General features: G+C 73.8%; 27 protein-coding genes. 15 read left to right on the top strand and 12 right to left on the bottom strand.

The features are described 5' to 3' along the window. The first annotated feature begins 185 nt into the window (after positions 1-185). Positions 186-434 (top strand): hypothetical protein, encoded by a 249-nt coding sequence (locus tag DT076_RS15225; protein WP_114127550.1) that lies wholly within the window; start codon positions 186-188, stop codon positions 432-434. A gap of 121 nt (positions 435-555) precedes the next feature. Here the strand turns inward: DT076_RS15225 and DT076_RS15220 are convergent, their stop codons facing one another. Further along, positions 556-1,557, bottom strand: coding sequence for a helix-turn-helix transcriptional regulator (locus DT076_RS15220; protein ID WP_114127651.1), 1,002 nt, complete (start codon positions 1,555-1,557; stop codon positions 556-558). Positions 1,558-1,664: 107 nt separating this feature from the next. On the opposite strand from DT076_RS15220, the gene DT076_RS15215 reads away from it, so the two are divergent. After that, positions 1,665-2,141, top strand: a complete 477-nt coding sequence (locus tag DT076_RS15215; RefSeq protein ID WP_114127549.1) for a VOC family protein — start codon at positions 1,665-1,667, stop codon at positions 2,139-2,141. On the opposite strand, the gene ychF is transcribed toward DT076_RS15215, so the two are convergent. After that, positions 2,093-3,166 carry a redox-regulated ATPase YchF gene (gene ychF / locus DT076_RS15210; protein WP_114127548.1) on the bottom strand — a complete coding sequence of 358 codons (1,074 nt, stop codon included), beginning with the start codon at positions 3,164-3,166 and terminating at the stop codon, positions 2,093-2,095. The genes DT076_RS15215 and ychF overlap by 49 nt on opposite strands. A gap of 64 nt (positions 3,167-3,230) precedes the next feature. Between ychF and DT076_RS15205 the strand changes: the two genes are divergently transcribed. After that, positions 3,231-3,926, top strand: coding sequence for a DNA-3-methyladenine glycosylase family protein (locus DT076_RS15205; protein WP_158548161.1), 696 nt, complete (start codon positions 3,231-3,233; stop codon positions 3,924-3,926). Positions 3,927-3,932: 6 nt separating this feature from the next. Here the strand turns inward: DT076_RS15205 and DT076_RS15200 are convergent, their stop codons facing one another. Next, positions 3,933-4,397 (bottom strand): MarR family winged helix-turn-helix transcriptional regulator, encoded by a 465-nt coding sequence (locus tag DT076_RS15200; protein ID WP_158548160.1) that lies wholly within the window; start codon positions 4,395-4,397, stop codon positions 3,933-3,935. Between the two features lie 49 nt (positions 4,398-4,446). Here DT076_RS15200 and DT076_RS15195 point away from each other — a divergent pair, with 49 nt between their 5' ends. Further along, positions 4,447-6,513: an MMPL family transporter gene (locus DT076_RS15195; protein ID WP_199539216.1), complete on the top strand. Its 2,067-nt coding sequence runs from the start codon at positions 4,447-4,449 to the stop codon at positions 6,511-6,513. A gap of 19 nt (positions 6,514-6,532) precedes the next feature. Here DT076_RS15195 and DT076_RS15190 read toward each other — a convergent pair whose 3' ends face one another. From DT076_RS15190 to DT076_RS15170, 5 genes are all read right to left on the bottom strand, one after another. Next, positions 6,533-7,435, bottom strand: coding sequence for an alpha/beta fold hydrolase (locus DT076_RS15190; RefSeq protein ID WP_114127546.1), 903 nt, complete (start codon positions 7,433-7,435; stop codon positions 6,533-6,535). Further along, a complete protein-coding gene (locus tag DT076_RS15185) occupies positions 7,432-7,911 on the bottom strand; it encodes an EVE domain-containing protein (RefSeq protein ID WP_199539215.1) in 480 nt (159 codons plus the stop codon). The genes DT076_RS15190 and DT076_RS15185 overlap by 4 nt, the downstream gene beginning before the upstream one ends. Positions 7,912-7,918: 7 nt before the next feature. Beyond that, positions 7,919-8,320, bottom strand: coding sequence for a DUF6069 family protein (locus tag DT076_RS15180; protein WP_114127545.1), 402 nt, complete (start codon positions 8,318-8,320; stop codon positions 7,919-7,921). 87 nt (positions 8,321-8,407) lie between these two features. Then, positions 8,408-9,742: a M18 family aminopeptidase gene (locus DT076_RS15175; protein ID WP_114127544.1), complete on the bottom strand. Its 1,335-nt coding sequence runs from the start codon at positions 9,740-9,742 to the stop codon at positions 8,408-8,410. 68 nt (positions 9,743-9,810) lie between these two features. Next, positions 9,811-10,548, bottom strand: coding sequence for a YceI family protein (locus DT076_RS15170; protein WP_114127543.1), 738 nt, complete (start codon positions 10,546-10,548; stop codon positions 9,811-9,813). A gap of 177 nt (positions 10,549-10,725) precedes the next feature. Between DT076_RS15170 and rmuC the strand changes: the two genes are divergently transcribed. Then, positions 10,726-12,294 (top strand): DNA recombination protein RmuC, encoded by a 1,569-nt coding sequence (rmuC, locus tag DT076_RS15165; RefSeq protein ID WP_233493997.1) that lies wholly within the window; start codon positions 10,726-10,728, stop codon positions 12,292-12,294. Here the strand turns inward: rmuC and DT076_RS15160 are convergent. Continuing rightward, positions 12,282-12,875, bottom strand: coding sequence for a TetR/AcrR family transcriptional regulator (locus tag DT076_RS15160; RefSeq protein ID WP_233493996.1), 594 nt, complete (start codon positions 12,873-12,875; stop codon positions 12,282-12,284). The two genes, rmuC and DT076_RS15160, sit on opposite strands and share 13 nt — an antisense overlap. 86 nt (positions 12,876-12,961) lie before the next feature. Here DT076_RS15160 and DT076_RS15155 point away from each other — a divergent pair, with 86 nt between their 5' ends. After that, a complete protein-coding gene (locus DT076_RS15155) occupies positions 12,962-13,711 on the top strand; it encodes an SDR family oxidoreductase (RefSeq protein ID WP_114127540.1) in 750 nt (249 codons plus the stop codon). An 11-nt stretch (positions 13,712-13,722) separates the two neighbouring features. On the opposite strand, the gene DT076_RS15150 is transcribed toward DT076_RS15155, so the two are convergent. Then, a complete protein-coding gene (locus DT076_RS15150; RefSeq protein WP_114127539.1) occupies positions 13,723-14,760 on the bottom strand; it encodes a 4-hydroxy-3-methylbut-2-enyl diphosphate reductase in 1,038 nt (345 codons plus the stop codon). Between the two features lie 68 nt (positions 14,761-14,828). Here DT076_RS15150 and xseA point away from each other — a divergent pair, with 68 nt between their 5' ends. The 5 genes from xseA to DT076_RS15125 all read left to right on the top strand — a co-directional run bounded on the left by xseA (position 14,829) and on the right by DT076_RS15125 (position 19,905). Continuing rightward, complete coding sequence (gene xseA, locus DT076_RS15145; RefSeq protein ID WP_114127538.1) at positions 14,829-16,094, top strand: exodeoxyribonuclease VII large subunit; 1,266 nt, start codon at positions 14,829-14,831, stop codon at positions 16,092-16,094. Beyond that, the gene (locus DT076_RS15140) at positions 16,091-16,357 is read left to right on the top strand and encodes an exodeoxyribonuclease VII small subunit (protein ID WP_114127537.1); all 267 of its coding nucleotides are present in this window, start codon (positions 16,091-16,093) and stop codon (positions 16,355-16,357) included. Before xseA ends, DT076_RS15140 begins: the two co-directional genes overlap by 4 nt. 124 nt (positions 16,358-16,481) lie before the next feature. After that, a complete protein-coding gene (locus DT076_RS15135) occupies positions 16,482-17,351 on the top strand; it encodes a Rieske 2Fe-2S domain-containing protein (protein WP_114127536.1) in 870 nt (289 codons plus the stop codon). A gap of 87 nt (positions 17,352-17,438) precedes the next feature. Then, positions 17,439-18,068: a three-helix bundle dimerization domain-containing protein gene (locus DT076_RS15130; RefSeq protein ID WP_114127535.1), complete on the top strand. Its 630-nt coding sequence runs from the start codon at positions 17,439-17,441 to the stop codon at positions 18,066-18,068. Positions 18,069-18,294: 226 nt separating this feature from the next. Then, a complete protein-coding gene (locus DT076_RS15125) occupies positions 18,295-19,905 on the top strand; it encodes an ABC-F family ATP-binding cassette domain-containing protein (protein WP_233493995.1) in 1,611 nt (536 codons plus the stop codon). On the opposite strand, the gene DT076_RS15120 is transcribed toward DT076_RS15125, so the two are convergent. Continuing rightward, positions 19,889-21,034 (bottom strand): ROK family protein, encoded by a 1,146-nt coding sequence (locus tag DT076_RS15120; RefSeq protein ID WP_233493994.1) that lies wholly within the window; start codon positions 21,032-21,034, stop codon positions 19,889-19,891. The two genes, DT076_RS15125 and DT076_RS15120, sit on opposite strands and share 17 nt — an antisense overlap. 138 nt (positions 21,035-21,172) lie before the next feature. Here DT076_RS15120 and DT076_RS15115 point away from each other — a divergent pair, with 138 nt between their 5' ends. Genes DT076_RS15115 through DT076_RS15100 form a run of 4 tightly spaced genes read left to right on the top strand, consistent with a single transcriptional unit; the run spans position 21,173 to position 25,144 of the window. Beyond that, on the top strand, positions 21,173-21,922 hold the full coding sequence (locus tag DT076_RS15115; RefSeq protein ID WP_114127532.1) for a sugar phosphate isomerase/epimerase family protein: 750 nt from the start codon (positions 21,173-21,175) through the stop codon (positions 21,920-21,922). Next, on the top strand, positions 21,922-23,019 hold the full coding sequence (locus tag DT076_RS15110) for a Gfo/Idh/MocA family protein (protein ID WP_114127531.1): 1,098 nt from the start codon (positions 21,922-21,924) through the stop codon (positions 23,017-23,019). Before DT076_RS15115 ends, DT076_RS15110 begins: the two co-directional genes overlap by 1 nt. Further along, positions 23,016-24,098, top strand: a complete 1,083-nt coding sequence (locus tag DT076_RS15105; protein ID WP_233493993.1) for a Gfo/Idh/MocA family protein — start codon at positions 23,016-23,018, stop codon at positions 24,096-24,098. Before DT076_RS15110 ends, DT076_RS15105 begins: the two co-directional genes overlap by 4 nt. Positions 24,099-24,130: 32 nt before the next feature. Next, positions 24,131-25,144, top strand: coding sequence for a sugar phosphate isomerase/epimerase family protein (locus tag DT076_RS15100; RefSeq protein WP_114127530.1), 1,014 nt, complete (start codon positions 24,131-24,133; stop codon positions 25,142-25,144). A gap of 78 nt (positions 25,145-25,222) precedes the next feature. Here DT076_RS15100 and DT076_RS15095 read toward each other — a convergent pair whose 3' ends face one another. Continuing rightward, a complete protein-coding gene (locus tag DT076_RS15095; protein ID WP_158548159.1) occupies positions 25,223-25,774 on the bottom strand; it encodes a DUF4245 domain-containing protein in 552 nt (183 codons plus the stop codon). Between the last annotated feature and the right edge of the window lie 37 nt (positions 25,775-25,811).

Here is a 25,811-nt window from a genome sequence, read left to right as displayed (position 1 = left end):
CTGATGAAGCGGTGACGCGTCCCGGCGACGACGCTGATCGGTGGATTCCTGCGTTCCAACGCCCGCACCTGACGACGCTTGCGCATTGCGACCCCGATGGATCCTCGGATCGATCGACCGGTACGTGCGGCTGCGGCTGGGACGGGAGCACCTGGAGCCGTGGGAAGCGGCGCAGGAGAGCAGCAGTGACGCAAGAGGCGCAGGTCGCCGAGCTGGTGCGGCTGATTCGGCTCCACGGCGGCGTGGACGCCGAGCACGGGTGCTACTGGGTCGCCACCGACCACGAGCGCCAGGAGCACGGGGTGTTCGAGAAGGTGACCGCGCTCGTCGAGCAGCTCGGCCTCGAGCGGATCAGACCCGCGCCGGTCGGGCTGATCCCCGGCGCGCTGGGGGTGGCGATCGCGCGCGACCCGCGGATCAACGCTGCGCTCTGACACCGAACCGACCACCGCCACGCCGTCTCGGTCAGACGGTGGTCGAAGCACACCTGCTCACACGGTGAAGCGGAGCTCGACCACGTCGCCGCGGCGGGAACCACCTGCGCGCCCCGCTGGCTCATGGCCCGGTCGGTCTCACGTCGTCGCCCGCGGCGCGCGTCATCCTCGCCGCCGCAGCCCGGACGCGGTCTCGGAGCTCGCCTGGGCCTTCGATCGTCACCTCGCAGTCGAGAGCCGCGATCACGGACGGCAGCCAGTCGAGACTCTCGGCGTGGATCTCAGCCCGATACCACGGCAGGCTGCCCTCGCCCGTCCCGGCCTCTCCGCGGCCCTGCCGCTCGAGCCGGGCCACGCTCCGCGGCAGGTGAACCCGGATGCGATCCTCCGTCGTTCGGATGCGCAGCACCACCTGCCACCGGTAGTCCGCATCGGCGAACAGATCGAGCAGGTGCCCTTCCGCATCCGGGCGGTCAGGCGGGGTGAAGGTCTCGCGCAGGGATCGAGCCGCTCGAACCCTGTCGACCCGGAAGGTCCGCTCCTCCTGGCGTTCCGTATCGAAGGCGACGAGATACCACCGGTTCGAGTGCGCGACCAGGCCGTACGGGTGGACCGCTCGGCGGGAGGAGACGCCGTCACGGCTGACGTAGCGCAGGTCGAGTGCCTGTCGACGCGCGACGGCCTCCGCCAAGGTCAGCATCACGGCAGGGTCGGGAGCAGCGTCGCCGTGCTGGGAGGTACGCGCCATCACCCCCAGAAGGGCATCGACCCGCTCCGCACCAGCGGTCGGCAGCGCTCTTCTGATCTTGGAGAGGGCGGTCTGCGCGGCGATCTCGGGCTCACCTGATGCCGCCTGCGCGCGGACGAGCCCGAGGTACACCGCGACGGCCTCCTCGGCGCTGAACATGAGCGGGAGGACACGCCGACCGGGCGCGAGCCGATAGCCGCCGTAGCGCCCCCGCAACGTCTCCACGGGCAGCCCCAGGTCGACCAGCCGCGACATGTCTCTGCGGATGGTCCGCTCGTCGACGCCGAGTCGATCTGCCAGCTCGGCGACAGTGCGCTGCTGCGCCGACTGGAGGAGCTCGAGCACCCGCAGCGCCCGAGCGGTCGTGTCGGCCATGACAGCCATTGTCGCCCACATACAGGACAGTTCTCGCCCGGTATAGGTCATACCGTGATGTCCATGGCCGAGCCCGTCGGCCAGATCCACAACAGAAGGAGAAGGCCATGCAGCTGGCAGCCACTCGCATCATCACCGACGACGTCGACGCGCTCGTCGCGTTCTACGAAGCAGCCACCGGAATCACCGCCGAGCGGCTCCACCCGCTGTTCGCCGAACTTCGCACGCCATCGGGCACGCTGGCCATCGCCAGCTCCGCCACCGTGCAGCTGCTCGGAGACAACGCCGCCGAGGCTCGCGCGAATCGCAGCGTCACCCTGGACTTCCTCGTCGACGACGTGGACGCGACCTATGAGGATCTTCAGGACGTCGTCGATGCGTTCGTCAACGCGCCGACGGACATGCCGTGGGGCAACCGCTCGCTGCTCGCCCGGGATCCGGACGGCAACCTCATCAACTTCTTCACGCCGATCAGCGAGAGCGCCCAGCGCCGGTTCGCGAAGGACAACCGCCCTAGCGCTGGAAGCGGGACCCCTCACACGTTGAAGCGGAACTCCACCACGTCGCCGTCGGCCATGACGTAGTCCTTGCCCTCCAGCCGCACCTTGCCGGCCGCCTTCGCCGCGGCCATCGAGCCGGCGGCGACGAGGTCGTCGAAGGAGACGACCTCGGCCTTGATGAAGCCCTTCTGGAAGTCGGTGTGGATGACGCCGGCGGCCTCCGGGGCGGTCGCGCCGACCTTGATCGTCCAGCCGCGGGCCTCCTTCGGGCCGGCGGTCAGATAGGACTGCAGCCCGAGCGTCTGGTAGCCGACGCGGGCCAGGTGGTCCAGGCCGGGCTCCTCCACGCCGAGGTCGGCGAGGAACTCCGCGGCGTCCTCGGGCTCCATCTGGGCCAGCTCGGACTCGATCTTGGCGTCGAGGAAGATCGCCTCGGCCGGGGCCACCAGCTCGCGCATCCGCTGCAGCAGAGCCTCGTCGGCCAGCTCCTCGGAATCGCAGTTGAAGACGTAGAGGAACGGCTTGGCGCTGAGCAGGAAGAACTCGCGCAGCGGCTCGCGGTCGAGCCCGGCCTGGAAGACGGTGCGGCCCTCGTTCAGCACCTCCAGCGCCTGCTGAACGGCCTCCAGCACCGCGGCGCGGTCCTTGTTCATCCGCGACTCCTTCTGCAGCCGCGGCACCGCCTTCTCCAAGGTCTGGATGTCGGCCAGCACCAGCTCGGTGGTGATGGTCTCGATGTCGTTGCCGGGGTCGACCGCGCCGTCGACGTGGGTGACGTCGGGGTCGCGGAACACCCGGGTCACCTGGCAGATCGCGTCGGCCTCACGGATGTGGGAGAGGAACGCGTTGCCCATCCCCTCGCCCTGGCTGGCGCCCTTGACGATGCCGGCGATGTCGACGAAGGAGACGGTGGCGGGGATGATCTCGGCCGAGCCGAACATCTCGGCCAGCACCGGCAGCCGCGGATCCGGCACGCCCACCACACCCACGTTCGGCTCGATGGTGGCGAACGGGTAGTTCGCCGCCAGCACCTCGTTGCGGGTCAGCGCGTTGAACAGGGTCGACTTGCCGGCGTTGGGCAGGCCGACGATTCCGATGGTGAGTGCCACGGGCGTGCACTGTACCGCTGCCCACCCGCCGCGACGGCCTCCGCGGGCGTGGCAGAGTGCCGGGGTGCGCCCGCCCGAACCGGACTCCCCTCCTCCCCCGGACGGCGGCACGCTCGACGCCGAGCGGTTCGCGGCCACCCTCGACCTGGTGGTCGACGCCGACGCCCGGCTGGCCGCGGTGGTCGACCGGTTCGGACGTCCCGGCTTCTGGAGCCGCCCACCGAGCTTCGCCACCCTGGTGCTGCTGGTGCTGGAGCAGCAGGTCTCGCTCGCCTCGGGCAAGGCCACCTTCGACCGGCTCCGCGCGCTGGCCGGCGCCGTCACCCCCGAGGCGGTGGCACCACTCGACCTCGACGCGCTGCGGGGCTGCGGCCTGACCCGGCAGAAGGCCGGCTACGTCGCCGACCTGGCCCGCGGCGTCCTCGACGGCACGGTGGACTGGGCGGCGGTGATCACCGGCGACCGGGACGCCTGCCGTCGTGCCCTGCTGGGGGTCCGCGGCATCGGACCGTGGACGGCCGACGTCTGGCTGCTGGCCTGCCGCGGGTTCCCCGACGAGTGGCCGGTCGGCGACCGGGCCCTGCAGGTCGGCTGCGGCGAGGTGGTCGGCGCCCCCGGACCGCTCACCGGCGAGGCACTGGTCGACGTCGCCCGCGACTGGGTGCCGCACCGCTCCACCGTCGCCCGGGTGGTCTGGCACGACTACCTGGCACGCCGGCGGCGCGCCGAGACGGTCGTCGAGGGCCTCGACGGTCTCTGAGCCCGGTCAGCGCTCCGGCTCCTCCAGCAGCGAGGCGTAGAACGCCGACACGTCGTCGAGGAACGAGGCGATCACCGCCCGCTCCTCCGCGCTGCGGGCCGAGGCCACCTGCACCACGCCGGCGATGATCGGCCGCAGCTCCACCATCGCCCGCTCCACCGCCTCCGGCTCCGTCTCCACCCGGATCTTGCGACGGTCCGACGGGTGCGCCGCGCGCCGGACGTGCCCGGCCCGGCTCAGCCGGTCGATGACGTGCGTCGTGGCCGCAGTCGACATCTGCATGCGGCTCGCCAGCTCGCTGGCCGTCATCGGGCCGCTCTCCAGCAGGTGCTCCATCGCCGTCAGGTCGGTGGGGTTGACCTCCAGCAGCCGCGCGAGCCGGCGCTGCACCTTGTCGGAGATCACCTGCACGCGCCGCACCCTGGCGGCGATCGCCGGCCCGTCGGTGCTGGCCTTGTGCGCAGTGGACATGTGGGACATGCTAAACCCGTAGATAGCCAAAAGTTTTGGTTACCAAGTCGTGAGGTGGATCGTTGTGCTGCGTGCGCTGGTCGGACGGGTCGGGGCCTGGGTCGTGCTGGGCCTGGCGGTGGTCGCCAGCGCGGCCCTCTTCGTGCTCGTGCCGAGCGTGGAGAGCGATGCCTTCCCCTCCGCCGGTCTGCCGGCCGAGACGCAGTCCGCCCAGGTGGAGGCCCTGCTGGAGGAGTTCCCCGACGCCGACGTGAGCGCCGCCCTGCTGGTCTTCGAGCGCGGCGGGGAGCCGCTGACCGACGAGGACGAGGCGGCGGTCGCCGCGCGGGCGGAGGCGCTGGCCGCGGAGTCGCCCACACCCCAGGCCGTCCGGCCCCAGCTCAGCGAGGACCGGACCGCGGCCCTGGTGGTCGTGCCGGTGGACGGCGCGGACGTCGAGGCCGACCTGGCCGGCACCGCCGACCACTTCCGGGCGCTGGCGGCGGAGGACCTGCCCGAAGGGCTCCGCTCAGCGCTCACCGGACCGATCGGCTTCTCCGACGACGTCTCCAGCGCCTTCGCCGGCGCCGACCTGAGGCTGCTGCTGGTCACCGTGGGGGTGGTGGCCGTGCTGCTCATCGCCACCTACCGCAGCCCGCTGCTGTGGCTGGTGCCGTTGGCCGTGGTGGGGACCGCCGACGGGCTCGCCCGGGTGGTGGTGGCCCCGCTGGCCGAGCTCGCCGGGCTCCCGGTGGACGCCTCCATCTCCGGCATCCTCTCGGTGCTGGTCTTCGGGGCCGGCACGAACTACGCGCTGCTGCTGGTGGCCCGCTACCGCGAGGAGCTGACCCGCCAGAGCGACCGGCACGCGGCGATGCTGACCGCCGTCCGCAGCGCCGGACCGGCCATCGCGGCCAGCGGCGGCACCGTCGCGCTCAGCCTGCTGACCCTGCTGCTGGCGTCGCTGCAGGGGAACCGGGCGCTGGGGCTGGCCTGCGCCCTGGGCGTGGGGATCGCCATGGTGTTCGCGCTGCTGGTGCTCCCCGCCGCGCTGGTGGTCTGCGGACGCGGGCTGTTCTGGCCGTTCGTGCCACGGGTGCAGGCCGAGGGCGAGGAGCGGCGGGCCGGGGCCTGGGAGCGGCTGGGGCGGGGGGTGGCCCGGCGTCCCGTCCTGGTGGCCGTGGCCGCCGTGGTGGGGATCGCGGTGCTGGCCCTGGGGCTCGGCGGCTACCGGGTCGGGCTGTCGCAGACCGAGCAGCTGACCGGCGACCCCGAGTCGGTGCAGGCCCAGCGGGTGCTGGACCGCTCCTTCAGCGCCGGGCTGTCCGGGGGTGTGGACGTCCTCGTGCCCAGCGAGGAGGTCCCGGCGGCGACCGAGCGCGTCCAGGCCGTGGAGGGCGTGGAGTCGGTGCGACCGGGCACCGAGCACGAGGACCTCACCCGGTTGACGGTGACGACGTCCGCGGCCCCGCAGAGCGAGCAGGCCTTCGAGGTCGTGCGCGCACTCCGCGCCACCCTGGCCGACGACCCCGCGCTGGCGGGGAGCCTGGTCGGAGGGTCCGACGCCACCGCGCTGGACACCCTCGACGCCGCCGAGGACGACCTGCGGCTGGTCGTGCCGCTCATCCTCGGTGTGGTGGCGCTGGTGCTGCTGGTGCTGCTGCGCTCCGCGCTGGCCCCGGTGCTCCTGATCGCCAGCGTGCTGGGGACGTTCTTCGCCAGCCTCGGTGCCGGCACCTGGCTGTTCACCACCGTCTGGGACTTCCCGGCGCTGGACGCCAACGTCACCCTCTACGCCTTCTTGTTCCTCATCGCGCTGGGCGTGGACTACAACATCTTCCTCACCTCCCGGGCCCGGGAGGAACGGGCGCGGCTGGGCGCCCGGGAGGGCATGATCACCGCGCTGGGCAGCACCGGCGGTGTGATCACCAGCGCCGGCGTGCTGCTGGCAGCGGTCTTCGCCGTGCTCGGCGTGCTCCCCGTGGTGGCGCTGACCCAGGTCGGCGTGATCGTCTGCCTCGGCGTCCTGCTGGACACCCTGGTGGTCCGGACCCTGCTCGTCCCGGCGCTGGCCTTCCTCACCCGCGACGCCTTCTGGTGGCCCGCCCGCCGCGTCACCGCCCCCGCTCCCGGCTGAGGAGTGGTGGGTCGCCGGGTCAGCCCCCGAGGTGCGCGTGCACGTCGAGGACGGCCCGGACGACGTCGGCCGGGACGTCCGCCGGCTGGTTGTGACCGCTGGGGACCAGCCGGTGGTCCAGCAGCCGGGTGAGGGAGGCGGCGTGCTGCTCGCGGGTGCGGGGCTGCAGCGCCGGGTCCTCGGTGGGGTCGAGGACGATCGTCGGGACGTCCACGGGCGGCAGCCCGGCCAGCAGCCGCTCGTCCGCCTCGTAGCGGGGGGCGCCGGCCACCAGCCCGTGCCGGTGGCGGTAGGAGTGCAGGACGACCTCGACGAAGTCGGGGTTGTCGAACGACGGCGCGGGCCGGTCGAAGTCGGCGGCGCGCACCGGCCGGGCCGGGGACCACTCGTGCCAGAGCTGCAGCGCGAGCTCGCGCCGGTAGCGCGTCAGGCCGGCCCGCCCGCGCTCGCCGTGGAGGTAGTACTGGTACCAGTCGCGGCTCTCCTCCAGCGGCGGGGCCGGCTCGGCGGAGGCCGCGATGTCCTGCACCGAGTAGCCCCCCAGCGCGACCACCCCCCCAACCGCCCCGGGCTCCAGCACCGCCGCCACGCACGCCGCCCGGCCGCCCCAGTCGAACCCGACCAGGACCGGCGAGCGCAGGTCGAGCGCGTCGAGGAACTCCAGGACGTCCCGCCCGACCGCGGCCTGCTGGCCCGACCGCGGCGTCCCCGGCGAGCGGAAGCGGGTCGGGCCGAACCCGCGCAGGTAGGGCGCGAGCACGCGGGCACCGTGTGGCACGAGGAGCTCGGCCACCGCCGTGAAGCAGTGCGGGTCGTAGGGGAACCCGTGCAGCGCGACCACCGGCCAGCCGTCCTCCGGCCCCGCCGTCTCCACGGCGACGTCGAGCACGCCCGTCCGCACCCGGGTGCGCCGGAAGGTCACGGCGCCGACCCGAGCAGCAGTTCGATCCGGGCGAGCTGGTCGCGCGACACCCACGACGGGTTGGGTCCGAAGGGCTGGCGCTGCACCTCCATGTCGTGCACGCCGACGGCGCGGAGCTCGGTGTGCGGCACCGGCTCGTCGAACAGCGTGATGTCGACCGGCACCCGGGCCCGCACCCGCTCGGCGTCCGCGGGCCGGCGCCAGTGCCCGGGTTCCCCCTCCACCCACGGCTCGGCCGGGCCGGTGACCCGTCCCTCGCCCCACAACCCGCGGACCAGACCGTCCCGGCCGTCGCCCGACAGCCAGAACAGCACCCGGTCGTCGACGGCCATCAGGGCGCTGCGGTAGCCGGGACGGACCGACCACGACGTCATCCGGCGATCCCCCGTGGCGAGGAACCCGCGCAGGTCCCACACCGCGGGGTTGGCCTTGAGCAGCCAGGCGCCCAGGACGGAGCGGTCGACGGTACGGCTCACCCGCCCATCACACCGCACCGGCCACGGCCCGCTGACGCGGGGCCAGACCGGGCACCACCACGGCTGCCACCACGAGGTGCAGCAGCACGAGCACCGCGACCGCGCCGGGGGTGGTGCCGGCGGTCAGCGGACCGGCCAGGGACAGCACCGCCACCAGGCAGGCCAGCACGGTCCACACCGTGCGGGCGCGGCGGCTGACCCGGGTCAGCAGCGAGGCCACGGCCCAGCCGGCCGAACCGGCCACCGCGGCGGCCGCCAGCACCGATCCGAGGCCGATCGTCTGGACGACGGCTCCGGTGCGGGCGGTCAGGGCGAGCCCGCCGACGACGACGGCGAGCGTCCAGACCAGGGCGGCCACGGCGACGGCGGCGGGCAGGACGAGCAGGGCACGACGGACGGAGACGACCATGGCCCCGACGCTAGGGCCGGGCGCCGCCGCCCACCCGGGAGAGATGTCGTGGTCCGACCATGACGAACCGCACCTCCTCCGGCGCGGTCAGGCCCCTCGCCAGTAGGCCGCCAGGGCCAGCGACAGGGCGTACACGTCGTCCACCGCGCACATCTCGCGGGCGGAGTGCATCGACAGCAGCGGCGTGCCGACGTCGACCACCCGCAGCCCCAGGCGGGTCGCGGTCAGCGGGCCGATCGTGGACCCGCACGGGATGGTGTTCTTCGACACGAACGGCTGGGTGCGCACCCCGGCGGCGTCGCAGGCCCGCCGCCACAGCGCCGACCCGACCGCGTCGGTGGCGTAGCGCTGGTTCGCGTTGATCTTCAGCAGCGGACCAGCACCGAGCAGCGGCCGGTTCACCGGGTCGTGGTGGCCCGGGTAGTTCGGGTGCACGGCGTGCCCGGCGTCGGCGGACAGGCAGCTGGAGCCGGTGATCATCGCGTCCACCTGGTCGGGGTCGGCGCCGAGCGCCCGGGCGGTGCGCCGCAGCACGTCCTCCAGCACGGGGCCGTTGGCGCCGCTGCGGGAGGCCGAGCCGATCTCCTCGTGGTCGAACCCGGCCAGCACGGCGATGTCACCGCCCGCCTCCGGCGGGACGTCGGTGCCCCCGTCGGCGGTGGCGGCCAGCAGCGCGGTCAGCGAGGCGTGCAGGCTGCTGAGGTTGTCCAGGCGCGGGCAGGCCAGGAACTGCCCGAAGTCGCCGAAGTAGCCGCCGCGCTCGGTCGGGAAGACGACCAGGTCGTGCCCGGCGACCTCACGCGGACGCAGCCCGGCCTGCTCGGCCAGCACCTCGAGCACCGAGGTGCCGCCGACCATGTCGAGCAGCGGCGCGGTGTGCTGCTGCTTGTCGAGGGTGAGCTGGTCGTTGGCGCCGCGGTCGAGGTGGATCGCCAGCTGCGGGATCCGTGCCACCGGGCCGGTGCGGACCAGGTGCTGCTCGCCGTCGGTGCTGACCAGCCGGCCGGCCACCCCGAGCTCGCGGTCGAGCCAGGAGTTGAGCAGGGGGCCGCCGTAGACCTCGACCCCGAGCTGGCTGTAGCCGTGCTGGAACAGCTGCGGGTCGGGCTTGAGCTTGAAGCCGGGTGAGTCGGTGTGCGAGCCGACGACGCGGAAGCGGCTGGCCGGCGAGGCGCCCTCGGGCACCCACCAGGCCATCAGCGCGCCGTCGCGGACCAGGTAGTGGCCTCCGGCGGAGGCGTCCCAGGGCAGCGTCTCGTCCTGCTCGACGAAGCCCGCCTCCCGCAGCCGCCGCGCGCCCTCGGCCGCGGCGTGGAAGGAGGACGGGCTGGCGGCGACGAAGTCGACCAGGTCGTCGGCGTGCAGCCGGGCGGGCGGGTCGCCGGCGTCGTCGACGGGGGGCAGCGGGTCGGTGACGGACATGGGCTCCATCCAAGCAAACGGGTCCGACGGCGGGCTCCAGCCCCGACGCCCGCCGCCCGACGTAGCGGTCAGCGGGTGAGCTCGACGAGGAACTCCACCTGGCCGGTGTCCTCGACCTCGACGAAGCCGAGGCTCGGGGCCTCGATCCCCCAGTCGGCGAAGGTGACGTCGACCGAGCCGGAGGCGCGCACCGTCGAGCCGTCGCGGAGGACCTCGATGTCGGCGGTCACCGGTCGGCTCTGGCCGACGATCTCCAAGGTTCCGGTGGCCTGCACCCGGCTGACCTCGGCGCCGAGCTCGGGCAGCGGCACCGGCTCGGTGAGGGTGAAGGTGGCGGTCGGGAACTCGTCGGCGTTCATCGCCTCGTTGGCGAAGTAGTCGTCGCGGTTGCCCGAGTCGGTGCTGATCGAGGCGACGTCGACCTCGACCACCGCCTCGGTCAGCGCACCGTCGGCGACCTCGGCGGTCCCGGACACCTGGTCGGTGCGCCCGACCACGGTGACGTCCTCGCCGCGCAGCACCTCCTCGACGCGGTAGCCGGCCTGGGAGCCCTCACCGACCCGCCAGGCCCCCTCGATGTCGGCCGCTGCCTCCTCCGGCGCCGTCTCCGTGGGCGCAGGTTCCTCCTCCGTGCTCACCTCGTCGGCGCCGGTGGTCGGGGTCGTCGCCGGGTCCTGCACCGAGAGCGGAGCGGGTGCCTCGGGCTGCAGGCCGGCGTAGATGCGGGGGCCGAACAGCACGGCCCCGAGGGCCACCACGACGACCGGGATGCCGATCAGGAGCAGCAGACGGGTGCGGCGGTTCATGACGTCTCCATCCGGTTGAAAGTTCAAGTACCCGGGGAACGGGCGCCGTCGTCGTCGGGTGCCGGGCCGGCGCGAACGTCTCGGATGCTGGGACCCCGACGTCCGCGCCGGACCCCGATGCGGGCCCGCCGGAGCGGCACCCCGGAACTGTCGGAGCACCTTGGCAGGATCCTCGGCATGGACACCGCTGCTCTCCCCGCCCTGCTGGCCGGCCTCGTCGTCGGCCTGCTGCTCGGCCTCTCCGCGACGGTGCTGCTGAGCCGGTCCCGGCGCGAGGTCGGGCGGGCCGAGCAGGAGGCCGAGGCGCAGCGGGCGGGTGCGGAGGTGGAGCGCGCGCGGGCCGAGGCCGACCGTGCCCGCGGCGAGGCCGCCGTGGCCCGCGGCGAGCTGGCCGAGGCGAGGGCCGGCGCGGCCGACGCGGGACGTCGGGTGGCCGAGGCCCGCGCGGAGGTGCAGGCCGCGCTCGCCGAGGCGAGCGAGGCGACGGCGCTGCTGTCGGCGGCCCGGGCCGAGCGGGACGCCGCCCTGCAGCGCGCCCGCGAGCTGGCCGCCGACCGGGAGGCGCTGGCCAACCAGTTCAAGGTGCTCTCGGCCGAGACGCTGGAGAAGCAGGGCCAGCAGGCCGACGCCCAGGCCGAGCAGCGGCTGCGGGCCACCGAGGCGCTGCTGGCGCCGGTGCGCGACAGCCTGAAGGCGGTCAACGAGCGGTTGTCGGAGGTGGAGAAGGAGCGGGTGCGGCTGGCCACCGACCTGCGCAACCAGGTGCAGGCGGTCCAGCTCACCGGGGAGAGTCTGCGGCGCGAGACGTCCGCGCTGGCCACCGCGCTGCGCAAGCCGCAGGTGCGGGGTGCGTGGGGTGAGATGCAGCTGAAGCGGGTGGCCGAGGTGGCCGGCATGGTCGAGCACTGCGACTTCACCGCCCAGCACACCACCACCAGCGACGACAAGACGGTCCGCCCCGACATGCGGGTCGACCTGTCCGACGGCAAGTGCGTCTTCGTCGACTCCAAGGTGCCGCTGACCGCCTTCCTCGACGCGCACGAGACCGACGACGCCCGCGAACGCGAGGCCGCGATGGGCCGTTTCGCCCACAACGTGCGCACCCACGTCGACCAGCTGGCGCAGAAGCGCTACTGGGCCGCCGAGGAGGGCACCCCGGAGTTCGTGGTGCTGTTCATGCCCAGCGAGGCGCTGGCGGCCGAGGCGTTCCAGGTGCTGCCCGACCTGCACGACTACGCCGCCGCCCGGGACGTGGTGCTGGCCACCCCGACCACGCTGATCGCGATGCTGCGGGCGGTGGCCTACGGCTGGAAGCAGGCGAAGCTGGCCGAGAGCGCGGCCGACGTGCTGCGGCTGGGCCGCGAGCTGCACAACCGGCTCGGGACGCTGGGCAGCCACTTCGACCGGGTCGGGCGCGGGCTGCGGACGGCCGTGAACGCCTACAACCAGAGCATCGGCACCCTGGAGACCCGGGTGATGGTGAGCGCCCGGCGGTTCCGCGATCTCAACGTCACCGACGCCGACCTGGACGCGGTCACGCCGGTCGAGGAGCCGGTGCGCTCGATCGTCGACGCCGAGCTCGTCGAGGACGCCGCCCGGGTCGAGCCGCTGATCGGGCGCACCCGCCGGCGCAGCCTGCCGCCGGCGCAGGAGGAGGCGCTGTTCGACCGCGAGCCGACGCTGGACGAGCTGGTGGCGCCCGACGACTCGACACGAGCCGACGAGCAGCAGCGCTACTCAGGCTGACCGGAGGGACGCCCTCCCACCCGGTCCTCCCGGGCACGGAGCCCGTCGACGATCAGGTCGAGGGTGCGTTCGACCCGGTCGCCGACCCCCGCCTCCTCCACCCGGGACAGGAAGCCCAGCAGGAGCAGCACCTCCGGGGAGCCCACGTCCCGGCGGAAGACCCCCTGCTGCCGGCCCGCCTCGAGCAGCAGGTCGACCGCCTCGCTCAGCACCCCGATGTGCTGACCGGTCAGCTGCTGACCCGTCTCCACGCTGAGCGCGGCGAGCACGCCGTGCTTGACCCGGGCGTAGTCAGCCACCTCGTCGAACCACCGGCGCAGGGCCGACGGCGCGTCGGTGTCGGCAGCTCGCAGCAGCTCACGGGCGACGGCGCCGAGGTGTTCGACGTCGGCGCGGTAGACCTCCATCACGAGCGCCGTCCGGTTCGGGAAGTGGCGGTACAGGGTGCCCTGGCCCACGCCCGCGGTCTTCGCGATGACGTTGAGCCCCACCCCGGCATCCTCCACCAGGAGGCGGCGGGCGCACTGCAGGATGCGCTCCCGGTTGTCGGCGGCGTCGGCACGCAGTGCGCGGTCAGGCACAGCCCTCCTCGAGGTTGCTGAACGGACATGTGTCCGGTTACGGTTGCGCACAACCGGACACATGTCACCTTAACCTGGAGCAGCAGATGCCAGACTCTCAGCGGCCGTTGGACGGACAGGTCGTCGTCGTCACCGGAGCAAGCAGCGGGATCGGGCGGGCGAGTGCGACCCTGCTCGCTGAGCGCGGGGCCTCGGTGGTCCTCGCCGCCCGTCGGGTCGAGCGGCTGGAGGCCCTGGTCGCCTCCCTCCGCGACCGGGGTCGTCCGGCGATCGCGGTACCCACCGACGTCACCGTGGCCGAGGACCTGCAGCGCCTGGTCCGGACCGCCGTCACCGAGCTGGGTGCGGTGGACGCCCTCGTCAGCAACGCCGGCGTGGCACGGCTGGGCCGGCTCGACGAGCCCGACCCCGAGGGCTGGTCGGCCATGATCGACGTCAACCTGCGCGGCCTGCTCAACGCGCTGGCCGCCGTGCTGCCGGTCTTCGGCCGGCAGGGCCACGGCCACGTCGTCACCACGGTCTCGACGGCCGGGCTGGCGATCTCGCCGACGATGGGCGTCTACGCCGCCACCAAGAACGCCGCCCGCACCGTCATGGAGGCGCTGCGGGCGGAGTCCACCGACGGCGTCGTCCGCACCACCGAGATCTCACCCGGGTACGTGCGGACCGAGCTGGCCGACGGGATGGCCACAGGCTTCCGTGAGCAGGTGCGGACCGGGATGGAGGAGTTCGGCCTCGACCCTGCCGCGGTGGCCCGGGCCGTGGCCTTCGCCCTCGAGCAGCCCCGGGACGTCGAGATCGGTTCCCTCGTCATCCGCCCGACCGTGCAGGGCTGAGGGACGAGACGTCAGGAGCCGGGCTGCAGGTCTCCCACCGCGACCGCCTCCTGGCGGGCGGAGTGCCGCAGCTCCTTGGGCAGGGAGAACACCAGGTTCTCCTCGGTCAGCCGCTCCTCGACCGCCTTGGGGTAGCCGTGCTGCTCCAGGTAGGCCAGCACGCCCTCGACCAGGTCGTCGGGGACCGAGGCACCGCTGGTGACGCCGACCTGCTCGACCCCGTCCAGCCACCGCTCGTCGATCTCACCGGCGTTGTCGACCCGGTAGGCCGTCTTCGCACCGGCCTCCAGCGCCACCTCCACCAGCCGCACGGAGTTGGAGGAGTTCGCCGAGCCGACCACGATCACCAGGTCGGAGCGCGCGGCGATCTGCTTGATCGCGGCCTGCCGGTTGGAGGTGGCGTAGCAGATGTCGTCGCTGGGCGGGTCCATCAGCAGCGGGAACCGCTCGCGCAGCCGGTGCACCGTCTCCATCGTCTCGTCGACGCTGAGGGTGGTCTGGCTCAGCCAGGCCAGCTTCGTCGGGTCCTTCACCTCCAGCGCGTCGACCTCCTCCGGCGACTGCACCAGGGTGATGTGGTCGGGCGCCTCCCCGGAGGTGCCCTCGACCTCCTCGTGGCCGGCGTGGCCGATCAGCAGGATCTCCTTGTCCTGCCGGGCGAAGCGCTTGGCCTCGTTGTGCACCTTCGTCACCAGCGGGCAGGTGGCGTCGATGGTGCGCAGGTTCCGCTCGGCGGCCTCGGCGTGCACCGCCGGGGAGACGCCGTGGGCGGAGAACACCACCATCGCCTGCTCGGGGACGGCGTCCAGCTCGTCGACGAAGACCGCGCCCTTGGCCTCGAGGTTCTCCACCACGTGGCGGTTGTGCACGATCTGCTTGCGGACGTAGACGGGGGCGCCGTACTGCTCCAGGGCCCGCTCGACGGTGACCACCGCGCGGTCGACGCCGGCGCAGTACCCCCGGGGCGCGGCCACGACCACCCGCTTCCCACCAGGCTGTGCCGTCGGCTCGGGGGCGCTCGGGGCTCGGTCCTGCTCGGGGGCGCTCATGGCCGCGAGTCTACGTGGCGTCCCGCGCCGGGCCGGAACCGTCGGCGGCCCCGGTTAGGGTCACCGGCATGGGTCTGGAGTCGTCACCGGAGCAGCCGCAGCCGCTGCGCGTGGTCACCCAGCAGGTCAAGCAGTGGATCGAGCGGCTCGGCTGGGTCTGGGTGGAGGGCCAGCTGATCGAGATCAACCGGCGGGCCCGGTCCGCGACGGTCTTCCTCACGCTGCGCGACAAGCTGGCCGAGGTCTCGGTCAGCGTCACCACCGGCCCGCAGGTGCTCGACGCCGCCGGCCCGCTCACCGAGGGCGCCACGGTGGTCGCCCACCTGCGTCCCAGCTACTACAACCCCGCCGGCCGGCTGTCCTACCACTGCGACGACATCCGCCCGGTCGGCGAGGGCCGGCTGCTGGCCCAGCTCGAGCAGCGCAAGCGGATGCTGCAGGCCGAGGGGCTGTTCGACCCGCGCCGCAAGAAACCGCTGCCGTTCCTGCCCCGGGTGGTGGGGCTGGTCACCGCGGCCCAGAGCGCGGCCGAGCGCGACGTCGTCGAGAACGCCAGGCGCCGCTGGCCGGGGGTGGTGTTCCGCACCTGCCACGCCCAGGTGCAGGGGGTGAACGCGGCCGCGCAGGTGATGGACGCGGTCAGCACGCTGGACCGCGACGAGGAGGTCGACGTCATCGTGGTCGCCCGCGGCGGCGGCTCGATCGAGGACCTGCTGCCCTTCTCCGACGAGGGTGTGCTGCGCACCGTCGCCGCCTGCCGGACCCCGGTGGTCAGCGCGATCGGGCACGAGAGCGACTCCCCCATCCTCGACCTGGTGGCCGATCACCGTGCCTCCACCCCCACCGACGCCGCCCGCGCGGTGGTGCCCGACGTCGCCGCCGAGACCGAGCTGGTCGCCTCGGCCCGCAGCCGCCTCGGCCGGGCGCTGCTGCACCGCCTCGACGCCGAGCAGCACCGGCTGGCCGAGCTGCGTGGACGCCGGGTGCTCACCGACCCGCTGGCCGCGTTCGCGGTGCACTCCGAGCAGCTGGAGGGGTGGCGCCACCGGCTCGGCCGGGCCGTCGAGCAGCACCTGCGGCACGAGGCCACCACCGTGCAGCACCTGGTGGCGCGGGCCCGCAGCCTCTCCCCCGTCGCGACGCTGGAGCGCGGCTACACCGTGCTGGCCGACGCCGACGGCCACACCGTCAGCACCACCTCGCGGCTCAGCCCGCAGCAGGCGGTGACGGCGTGGCTGCGCGACGGCACCGCCGAGCTCACCGTCCACACCGTGCACCCCGCGGCGGAAGAGCCCGCCACCCCCACCGACCCCGACCCCGAGGAGCAGCCATGACCGATCCCACCCCGGCCGCACCGGTCGCCCCGCAGCTGGGCGAGGAGGAGCTGGCCCGCCTCGACGCACTCAGCTACGAGGACGCCCGCGAGCAGCTCGGCCAGGTGGTGCGCGAGCTGGAGTCCGGAGGCGCCGGGCTGGCCGAGTCGCTGGTGCTCTGGCAGCGCGGCGAGAAGCTGGCGCAGGTCTGCCAGGCCCGCCTCGACGGCGCCCGTGCGCTGGTCGAGTCAGCCCGGCAGCAGGGCACGGAGAGCGCAGGCTGACGGTGTCGCGATTGCCCACGCCCACACGGGGTACGCCCCCGGTCACCAGGCCCGTCGTCGCAGGAGGAGCTTCCGTGCCCACGTCGATCCCGCCCGTACCGTCCCGCGCGAGCGGAGGCCGCCGATGCTGATCAACCGGTTCGGCACCCTGTTCGAGCGGCTCGTGCGGCGGATCGAGACCGCCGAGAGCCTGGACGCCACCGCCGACCCGGTCGCCGAGCGCGCCGGTCGTCTCTACGGCGGTCCCCGGGTGCGCAGCCTGCTGGCCGGCACCCCGCTCAGCCACCCGCTGCACCCGCTGCTGATCACCGTCCCGATCGGCTCCTGGGCGGCGGCCATGGTGCTCGACCTGGTCGGCAACAAGTCCGGGGCGCGGACCGCGATCGGGGTGGGGCTGCTCACCGCTCCGCTGGCCGCCGCGACCGGCACCCACGACTGGACCTCCACCGTGGGCGGTCAGCGCCGCGTCGGCTGGGTGCACGCCCTGCTCAACGTGTCCGCGATCGGGCTGTACGCCGCCAGCTGGATGGCCCGCCGCCGCGGCCACCACCGCGCCGGTCAGCTGCTCACCATCCCGGGCTTCGCCCTGCTCGGCGCCTCCGGCTCGCTCGGCGGCCACCTCTCCTACGCCCGCGGTGTCGGCGTCGACGTCACCGCCTTCGACCCCGAGGTGCCCGGCTGGGTCGACGTCGCCGCCTCGACCGAGGTCGAGCACGGCCGGCTGACCGGGGCCAGCGCCGCCGGTGTCGAGCTCGTGCTCACCCGCGACGCCGACGACACCCTGCACGCCCTGGCCGACCGCTGCACCCACCGCGGCGGGCCGCTGCACGAGGGCACCCTGGAGGACGGCTGCGTGCGCTGCCCCTGGCACGACAGCCGGTTCTCCCTCGCCGACGGCTCGGTCGTCACCGGCCCCGCCACCCGCCCCCAGCCGGTCTTCGAGACCCGCGAGGAGGATGGCCGGGTGCTCGTGCGCCACCTCGCCACCGGGTAGGCGTCGCCGGCCCTGGCGCGCCGGGCGCAGGCTGAGTTTCAATGGATATCCCGACGCCCCACCGCCGTGCCGTCCCCAGGAGCAGCCATGCAGCTCGACGACCGCGACCACGAGCAGATCGTGGCCGATCTGGCCACCCGCTACGAGGGCCAGTTCACCCGCGAGGAGGTCGAGGCCGCGGTCCGCCGCAGCCGCGCGCACCTCGAGCCCAACGCCACCATCCCCGACTTCCTGCCGGTCTTCGTCCGCCGCTTCGCCCGCGACGAGCTGGTCCACCTGGCCGAGGAGCGCGGGCTCGACCCGCACGGCCTGCACGACGTCCTGTTCGTCTGCAACGGCAACGCCGGACGCTCCCAGATGGCTGCGGCCTTCGCCAACCAGCTCGGCGCCGGGCGGGTGCGCGCCTGGTCGGCGGGCATCAACCCGATGGGCCAGGTGCTGCCGGACGTGGTCGAGGCCATGCGCGAGGTGGGCATCGACCTCGCCGAGTCCTACCCCAAGCCGGTGACCGGCTCGGCCACCCGCGCGGCCGAGACGATCGTCGCCATCGGCGTCCCGCCCGAGCAGCTGCCCGAGCAGGGCGCACACCTCCTCGAGTGGGACATCGCCCCGGTGATCGGCCAGGGGCTGGAGACCACCCGCGCCACCCGCGACGAGATCCGCGCCCGGGTCGAGGAGCTGGTGGAGGCGATCAGCCCGTCGGCACCACGGACCTGACCGCCTTAATGGGTGGAGGTCCTTGAAAGGCGCGCATAGACTGGCGGGCGTTCCATCCCCTCCCGAGGAGTGCTCCCACCCGTGGATCTGTGAGGCCGAGACGCGCGCGCGACGGATGTCGCGTCCCTCGACCTCACCCCGGGCCCCTCGGTCCGCCGGCTCCCGGCGTCACCGTCCCCGCGCAGCGTCTCCAGACGTCCCGACCCGACGAACCCCTGGAGCTCCTGTGCCCTCCGTCACCACCTCCGCCCTGACCTTCTGCTGGCCCGACGGCACACCCGTCCTCGAGGGCCTCGACCTCACCGCCGGACCCGGCCGGCACGGCCTGGTCGGCCGCAACGGCGTCGGCAAGTCCACGCTGCTGCACCTGCTCGCCGGCCGGCTGAGACCCACCTCGGGCTCGGTCAGTGCCCCCGGCGCCCGGCTGCTGCCGCAGGACCCCGCTGCCGACCCGTCCGACACCGTCGCCGACGTCCTCGGCATCACCGGCGTCCTCGCCGCGCTCGCCCGGATCGAGGCCGGCTCGGTCGACGTGGCCGACTTCGACACCGTCGGCTCCGACTGGGACGTCGCCGACCGCGCGGAGGCCCAGCTCGGCCGGCTCGGGCTGGACCACCTCGACCTCGACCGCCGGGTCGGCTCGCTCTCCGGCGGTGAGCTGGAGCTGCTCAGCCTCGGCGCGCTGCTGCTGGACGACCCGCCGGTGCTGCTGCTGGACGAGCCGACCAACAACCTCGACCGGACGGCCCGCGCCCGCCTCGGCGCCGCCCTGCAGGGCTACCGGGGCACGCTGCTGGTGGTCAGCCACGACCGCGAGCTGCTGGACACCGTGGACGACATCGCCGAGCTGCACCGCACCGGCGCGGCCTCCTCCCGCGGCACGGGCAGCTCCACCCTGCGCTGGTACGGCGGCGGGTGGATGGCCTACACCGAGGCCCTGGCCGCCGATCAGCAGGCGGCCCGCCAGGCCGTCACCGCCGCGGAGTCGCGGCTGCGTGCCGAACGCCGCGACGTCGCCGACAGCCAGCAGGTGCTCGCCACCCGCCGCGCCGTCGGGCGGAAGGCCGAGCGGGAGAAGCGGGTGCCCGGGATCGTCGCCGGCGGCCGCAAGCGCGCCGCGCAGGAGAGCGCCGCCCGCTACACCCGGGTGCACGAGGAGCGGCTGGCCGCTGCCGAGGACGAGCTGGCGCAGGCCGAGGAGCGGCTGCGGCTCGAGCAGCGGATCGTGGTCGACCTGCCGGCCACCGTCGTCCCGCCCCGCCGACGGGTGCTCACCCTCACCGGCGTCCGGCCCGCCCACGGCGACGTCGAGGTCGACCTGGACCTGCGCGGACCCGAGCGGGTCGGCCTCGTGGGGCGGAACGGGATCGGCAAGACCTCGCTGCTGCGAGCGGTCACCGGGGCGGAGCCGCCGGCCGCCGGCGAGGTTGAGGTGCACGTGCCGCTGCGGATGATGCCGCAGGCGCGCACCCTGCTCGACCCCACCCTGACCGTGGCCCAGAACGTGGCCCGGCACGCCCCCGACGCCGACCCGACCGAGATCCGCTCCCGGCTCGCCCGCTTCCTCTTCCGGGGCCGTGACGCCGACCAGCCGGCGTCCACGCTGTCGGGCGGGGAGCGGATGCGGGCCACCCTGGCCTGCCTGCTGCTGGCCGAGCCGGCCCCGCAGCTGCTGGTGCTGGACGAGCCGACCAACGACCTCGACCTGCCGAGCATCGAGCAGCTGGTGCAGGCCCTGTCCGGCTACCGCGGTGCGCTGCTCGTGGTCAGCCACGACCAGACCTTCCTCGACGAGCTCGGCCCGGACCGGGTCGTCGAGCTCAGCCCGACCGGATGAGGTGGGGCAGCGGGTCCTCGGCGAAGACCTGCCGGGTGACCAGCAGCGCCGCCCCCAGCACACCGGCGGTGTGGTCGGTGCGGGAGCGGACGATCCGCAGGTCGTGGGTGGCCAGCGGGATCGACTGTCCGTAGACCACCTCGCGCACCCCGGCGATGAGGTGCTCGCTGGCCCGGGAGATGCTGCCGCCGACCACGATCACCGACGGGTTGAGCAGGTTGACCACCCCCGACAGCACCGCCCCGAGGTCGCGGCCGGCCTGGCGCACCGCGGCGTGCACCCGCTGGTCGCCACCGCGCACCAGCGCCACCACGTCGGCGCTGGTGCGCGCCTCCAGACCGAGCCCGCGCAGCCGCTCGGCGATGGCCGGGCCGGAGGCGACGGCCTCGAGGTCGCGGGGGTCGTCGGCCGGGCGCGGGCTGTCGGGCACCCAGGGCACCCGCAGGTGACCGAGGTCGCCGGCCGAGCCGGACGCGCCGCGCTGCAGCTGCCCGCCGGCGAGGATGCCGGCGCCGATACCGGTGGAGACCTTGACGAAGACCAGCTCGGTGACGTCCGGCCAGGCCGCGTGCTGCTCGGCCAGCGCCAGCAGGTTGACGTCGTTGTCGACCAGCACCGGCACGTCGAACACGCGCTGCACCGCGGCCGGCACGTCGAAGCCGTCCCAGCCGGGCATGATCGGCGGGCTGACCGGACGTCCGGTGGCGTGCTCGACCGGCCCGGGCACGCCGACCCCGACGCCCACGACCTCCGCGGGACGCCGACCGGCCGCGGCGACCATCCGGCGGGCCTCGCGCAGGATCGCCCCGAGCACCACGTCCGGGCCCGCCGCGACGGCGAGGTCGAGGGTGACCACGTCGACCACCAGCCCGGACAGGTCGGTGAGGGCCACCGTGACGTGGGTGGCGCCGACGTCCACGGCGACCACCAGCCGCGCGGTCGGGTTGAACACCACCCGGGCCGGTGGACGACCGCCGGAGGAGCTGGCCTCCCCCGCCACCACCACCAGCCCGTGGCCGAGCAGCGCGTCCACCCGGGCGCCCACGGTGGACCGGCTCAGCCCCGACTCGGCCACCAGCTCGGCCCGGGTGCGGGCCCGGCCGTCGCGGAGCAGCTCGAGGACATCCACCTTTTGAGTAAAGCACACGGGACTTTTGCTTGACAGGCGTCAGAAGCATGAGCAGAGTGGCGGGTGCGCGCCGGGGCGAGCCAGGGAGGCCCGCCGACGGCGGCACCACCCAGCTACCGCACCCAGCACAGGAGCACCGTGAACCTCTCCGTCCAACTGTACACCGTGCGCGAGCTCGCCCAGGAGGACCTCGCCGGCACCCTCCAGCGTCTCGCCGACCTCGGCTTCACCCGCGTGGAGCCCTACAGCTTCCTCTCCTTCGGCGACGCGCTGAAGCCCGCGCTGGAGGCGTCCGGACTGGTCGCCCCGACCACCCACCAGGGCTTCATCGGCAAGTCCGACGCCGAGCTGGAGCAGGTGTTCGCCGCCGCCACCGAGCTGGGCATCGGCACCGTCATCGACCCGCACGTGCCCGCCGACCGCTGGCAGGACGCCGAGAGCGTCGCCGCCACCGCCGAGGCCCTCAACCACGCCGCGACCATCGCGGCCGAGCACGGCATCGTCGTCGGCTACCACAACCACGCCCACGAGATCACCCCGAAGATCGAGGGCCGCACCGCCCTGGAGTACTTCGCCGGGCTGCTGGCCGAGGAGGTCGTGCTCGAGGTCGACGCCTACTGGGTCGCCGTGGGCGGTGAGGACCCGCTGCAGATCCTGGCCAACCTGGGCTCCCGCGTGGTGGCCGTGCACATCAAGGACGGCCCCGGCACCACCGAGAACAAGGACCAGGTCGCCCTCGGTCAGGGCACCCAGCCGGTGGCCGAGATCGTCGCGGCCACCCCGGGCTGCCTGCACGTCATCGAGCTCGACGACTCCCGCGGTGACCGCTTCACCGCCGTCGCCGACTCCTACGCCTTCCTCGCCTCCCTCGACGGGGGTGCCGCCTGATGACCTCCGGACCGATGGGGATCGGCGTCATCGGCGCCGGCAACATCTCCACCCAGTACCTGACCAACCTGGCCACCTTCCCCGACGTCGACGTCCGCTTCGTCGCCGACATCGACGTCGAGCGGGCCCGCAGCCAGGCCGAGACCCACGGCGTCCCGGCCGCCGGCACGGTCGAGGAGCTGCTGGCCGACGACGGCATCGACATCGTCATCAACCTCACCATCCCGGCCGCCCACGCCGAGGTCGCCACCCAGGCGCTCGAGGCGGGCAAGCACGTCTGGAACGAGAAGCCGATCACCCTCGACACCGACAGCGCGAAGGCGCTGCTGGACACCGCCGAGCGGGTCGGACGCCGGGTGGCCACCGCCCCCGACACCTTCCTCGGCGCCGGGCTGCAGTCCGCGCTGCGGCTGGTCGCCTCCGGCCGGATCGGGGCGCCGCAGACCGCGCACACCATGCTGCTCAACCCCGGCCCCGACCTGTGGCACCCCAGCCCGGACTTCCTGTTCGCCGTGGGCGCCGGGCCGCTGTACGACCTCGGCCCGTACTACATCACCGCGCTGACCCAGTTCTTCGGCCCGGTGCGACGGGTGCAGTCCACCCTCGGCCAGCCCCGCACCCAGCGGGTGATCGGGTCGGGTCCGCGGGCCGGGGAGACCTTCCCGGTCGAGGTGCCCACCCACGTCGCGGCGCTGTTCGAGTTCGAGAGCGGGCAGACCGCCACCTCGACCTTCAGCTTCGACTCCCACCTCAAGCGGATGCAGTTCGAGGTGGCCGGCCTGGACGGGACGGTCGAGGTGCCCGACCCCAACAACTTCGACGGCGACACCGTGCTGCACGTCGCCGGCAGCGAGCCCGAGGCGATCGCGCCGGTGGGCGCCAGCGCCGGTCGCGGCACCGGCGTGGTCGAGCTGGCCCGCGCCATCCGCGCGGGACGCCCGGAGCGCGCCTCCGGCAAGCTCGCCTACCACGTCCTCGACGTCATGCAGACGACGATCGAGGCCGGCCAGAAGGGCGAGGCGGTCGAGGTGGCCAGCACCTTCGAGGTGGTCGAGCCGCTGACCGAGGACTGGGACCCCACGGAGGCCACCCTGTGACCGGCGCCTCCCCGGTCGGCGTCGGCGTCGTCGGCGGCGGGTTCATGGCCTCGGTGCACTCCCGGGCCGCCCGCGCCGCCGGCGCCACCCTGGTGGCGGTCGCCTCCTCCTCCCCCGAGCGGTCGCGGGCCGCTGCCGAGCAGCTGGGCTTCGCCTCGGCCGCGTCCTCGGTGGAGGAGCTGGTGGCCCACCCGGACGTCGACGTGGTGCACGTCTGCACCCCGAACGCGCTGCACGCCGCGCAGGCCGAGGCGGTGCTGGCAGCCGGCAAGCACGTCGTCTGCGAGAAGCCGCTGGCCACCAGCGTCACCGACGCCGAGCGGCTGGTGGAGCTGGCCGAGCAGGCCGGGGTGGTGGCGACCGTCCCGTTCGTCTACCGCTTCTACCCGCTGGTGCGCGAGGCGCGGGCCCGGTTCGCCGCCGGCGAGATGGGGCGGATCACCACCGTCCTCGGCAGCTACCTGCAGGACTGGCTGCTCACCGCCGACGACGACAACTGGCGGGTCGACGTCACCGACGGCGGCCGCTCGCGCGCCTTCGGCGACATCGGCTCGCACCTGGTCGACCTGCTCGAGTTCATCACCGCCGACCGGGTGGTCGCGCTGGCAGCGTCCAAGAGCACCGTCTTCGGCACCCGCGGCGACCGGCCGGTCAGCACCGAGGACGCGGTCGCGCTGACGTGTCAGACCGAGGGCGGGGCGATCGGCTCGCTGCTGGTCTCCCAGGTGGCGCCGGGGCGCAAGAACCGGCTGCACCTGGAGATCGCCGGCGCCGAGCAGACCCTCGGGCTCGACACCGAGCAGCCGGAGACCATCTGGCTCGGACGCCGCGCCGGCAGCCAGCTGCTCCCCCGCGACGCCGACCAGCTCGCCCCGGACGCGGCCCGGCTCTGCCGGGTGCCGGCCGGGCACCCGATGGGCTACCAGGACGCCTTCGACGCCTTCGCCGCCGACACCTACGCCGCCACCCGCGGCGAGGAGCCGGAGGGCCTGCCCCGCTTCGCCGACGGCCTGCGGGCCGGACGCATCACCCAGGCCGTGCTCGACTCGTGCGAGCAGGGCACCTGGGTCCGGCTGTGACCACGCCACCCGCACCGACGCCAGGAGGAACCATGACCGAGTCCACCCATCCCGTCACCCTGTTCACCGGCCAGTGGGCCGACATGCCGTTCGAGGAGCTGGCCGCCAAGGCGGCGTCCTGGGGCTACGACGGCCTCGAGATCGCCGCCTCGGGCGACCACCTCGACCTCAAGCGCGCCGACGAGGACGACGCCTACGTGCAGAGCCGGCTCGACATCCTCGACAAGCACGGGCTGAAGTGCTTCGCGATCAGCCACCACCTCGGCGGCCAGGCGGTCTGCGACGACCCGATCGACTTCCGCCACCAGGCCATCCTGCGCGACTACGTGTGGGGCGACGGCGACGCCGAGGGCGTGCGCCAGCGGGCCGCGGAGGACATGAAGCGGTCCGCCCGGGTGGCCCGCAAGCTCGGCGTGGACGTCGTGGTCGGCTTCACCGGCTCCAAGATCTGGCCCTACGTGGCGATGTTCCCGCCGGTGCCCGCCTCGGTCATCGACGAGGGCTACCAGGACTTCGCCGACCGCTGGAACCCGATCCTCGACGTCTTCGACTCCGAGGGCGTCCGCTTCGCCCACGAGGTGCACCCCTCCGAGATCGCCTACGACTACTGGAGCTCGGTGCGCAGCCTGGAGGCGATCGAGCACCGCGAGGCCTTCGGCTTCAACTGGGACCCCTCGCACATGATGTGGCAGAACATCGACCCGGTGAGCTTCATCGTGGAGTTCGCCGACCGGATCTACCACGTCGACTGCAAGGACACCCGGCTCCGCCCGCAGAACGGCCGGGCCGGCATCCTCGGCTCGCACCTGCCCTGGGGCGACCCGCGGCGCGGCTGGGACTTCGTCTCCACCACCCACGGCGACGTGCCCTGGGAGGACGCCTTCCGCGCGCTGAAGTCGATCGGCTACAGCGGTCCGATCTCGATCGAGTGGGAGGACGCCGGCATGGACCGCGAGCACGGTGCGGCCGAGGCGGTCGGCGCCATCCGCAAGCTGCTGTGGAAGCTGCCGGAGCAGTCCTTCGACGCCGCCTTCAGCAACCAGTGAGCTGAACCGGTTCCGGGCTGAGCCCGTCGGGGCGCGGGAGACCGTGCCCCGGCGGGCTCAGCTCGTCCGGGTGCGGCGTCAGCCCGTGCTCAGCGTCCCCGCGAAGGCCACCAGCTCCTCGTACGGCACGTCCCCGGAGACCACGGTGGTGACGGCGGGCTCGGTGAGCACCAGCGAGCGGGTGCGGCCGTCGGCCGACAGGTACTGCTGCCAGGTCTGCTCACCGACCTGGCTGGTGGCCTCCGGACGTCCCTCCCGGGTGGCCTCGACGAGGTAGGTCTCGACCGGGCCGTCCCCCTGCTCCACCGACAGGTAGGTCTCGGACGGGTCGAGGTAGCCCAGCGTCCACTGGTTGCGCGGCGAGGGCTCGTCGTTGAGGGCCCGCTCCCCCTGCGCCACCCAGGTGGCCCGGGTCGGCACCCAGCCCTCCGGCAGCTGGACGGGCGCCAGCACCGGGAAGGGCGCCTCGGCACGGGCCCGCTCCAGGTGGGGGGCCACCTCGACCGCCTGCACCGGGTAGTCGTCCAGGGTGCGGGTGAGCAGCGCGCCGATGACGAGGATCGGCAGCAGGATCACCGCCAGCGAGCGGAACATGTCCCCCGCCCGGGTCCGGTTGCGATCACGTGCCACGCCCGCCATCCTCCCCCAGCGCGGTCAGCAACCCGAA

Origin of the sequence: Desertihabitans brevis, from assembly GCF_003327535.1 — a bacterium.
GTDB lineage: Bacteria > Actinomycetota > Actinomycetes > Propionibacteriales > Propionibacteriaceae > Desertihabitans > Desertihabitans brevis.
Note: the sequence above shows the minus strand (reverse complement) of the source record. Positions and strands in the feature narration are given on the sequence as shown.